The sequence below is a fragment of the Xenorhabdus bovienii genome (genome assembly GCF_024721015.1).
Taxonomy (GTDB): Bacteria; Pseudomonadota; Gammaproteobacteria; order Enterobacterales; family Enterobacteriaceae; genus Xenorhabdus; species Xenorhabdus bovienii.
The window spans coordinates 1-1,793 of the sequence record NZ_JANAIF010000185.1; the positions used below are offsets into that span (position 1 = coordinate 1).

The following is a 1,793-nucleotide window of genomic DNA, read 5'->3' on the forward strand; positions in this document are numbered from 1 at the left end:
GTAATTCCAGCGCCTATTTTTTCAATCTCAATGATGGTAAACGCGCAATCATTACCTGTGACCAGTCGGCGGGTGCGCCCGATGATAGGTCGTATATTTTCTGGTGGGCAGTGGGGATTTAATCATGTATGTATATTGTGCAAAAAATAATATGTTTTACCCGGAAGTCCTAAAGCAGGACTACCTCAATGTGGGAAAATGGCCTGCGGACGGTATCGAGGTTGGCGAGAGTGTTTATCTGGAGTTTGTGGCAAGCAGGCCACCAGAAGGCAAGCGTCGCGTAGTGGGTGAGAATGGTCTGCCTGCGTGGGGCGATATTCCGCCGCCAACACCAGAGGAACAACAGCAACGGGCAGAGCGGAAAAAACAATACCTGATGTCACAGGCATCAAACGCTATCGCACCGTTACAGGATGCGGTTGAGTTGGAGATGGCAACGGGTGCCGAGAAATCCGCATTAACCGAATGGCGTAAATACCGGGTGCTGCTCAATCGGGTAGATTGCACTACCGCACCCGATGTCAAATGGCCGGAACAACCAACATAAAGTCAGGTCAGGGGCGAAAACGCCCCTGACACCGCTTTTAACATCACATCAGTCATGCCATTTAAAGTGGAAACGAAGAGTGCCAAACTGTGCCTTCACCAGCCCGCCGATTTTTTCAGCCTCACTGCCTTGATAGCGAGGATGGTGATAATCTGAGTCGGGTGTGTGGTGCCCCAGCGGATATTCGATCCCCTTTACGGTAATAGTCAGTTTTTTATCGGTGATAGCGCTCAATTTTTCGCGGGCCTCAGGCGATTGATTGCTAAAATGAACACTAAATTCATTGGGTTTGGCGGCATGGTTATCCACCCAGTCAAAACGTGGAACGTTAAAATCGAGGTTACTGTCAATCAACATGGACTGATGAGGTTCAGAGACTGTCCATTTTTCATATTCAGGGTCTGCATTGCGGCTCGATGAACACGTGTACTTGTCCAAAACCAGTCTATATTCAACTTGCTTATGGATTTCTGGTGTCTTGACAATCACTTCCCAGTCCAGCGCTTCTAGGTCAGCCGATGAGGCCAGCCAGGGCATCACATTCCTCGATGCCGTATGGCGTTCAAGGTAAGGCAAGTAATTTAAGCGGGTACCCACTTTCACCCCAGCCTGTGCCGGATAATCCCCGATGTTGACCACTTGGTCTGCTAGTCCGGGATGACGCAACAGGCATTCCTTCTGACTGCCCCATTCTTTTCTGCTGACGCGCTTGCCGTCTTGCAGTTGCAGCAGCGCACATGCATAGGTGCCTTCTTTTGCCATTAATTCACTCATTTTTTTACCTTATATGTATTGAAAAGACAGCGATAGAATAGCGGCTCAGCTTTTGGGGTAAAATCGATCCGGATTGTAGGAACAACGAGACATGGCGGCGTGAAATTATTTCCGTAGTAGTACTAAGCGTTTCATTCTGCACTGTGCATTATAGAGCTATAAACTCGGTGTTAATGAGTGCAGAATATATCGCCTATTAGTGCGGAATTGGCCGCCGCGCTACAGGAGCCTATGATATTCCGAAGGATATTGGTTAGACATCCATGTCTAGATTGGTATGTGATCGATAGTAGTGATATTTGAAGATATACACTGTCATAAAAACACGAATACGAATCAATGTTATATTTATTCATGTATAGCAAAAGGAATGCATCTCTATAAGGCTAATATCCGATAAGTAATCAAGAAAAATTAATTGCAAATTTAGCACCATAACCTTCCAATAGAGTATTTAGCTCATACTCCACGG

2 protein-coding genes are annotated in these 1,793 nt (G+C 46.5%); one reads left to right on the top strand and one right to left on the bottom strand.

Annotation, left to right across the window (positions count from 1 at the left end; translation table 11 throughout):
• Positions 1-124 precede the first annotated feature (124 nt).
• Positions 125-547 carry a tail fiber assembly protein gene (locus NXS07_RS19765; protein ID WP_038203881.1) on the top strand — a complete coding sequence of 141 codons (423 nt, stop codon included), beginning with the start codon at positions 125-127 and terminating at the stop codon, positions 545-547.
• A gap of 48 nt (positions 548-595) precedes the next feature.
• On the opposite strand, the gene NXS07_RS19770 is transcribed toward NXS07_RS19765, so the two are convergent.
• Positions 596-1,321: a Thoeris anti-defense Tad2 family protein gene (locus NXS07_RS19770; protein ID WP_038223737.1), complete on the bottom strand. Its 726-nt coding sequence runs from the start codon at positions 1,319-1,321 to the stop codon at positions 596-598.
• Positions 1,322-1,793: the final 472 nt, after the last annotated feature.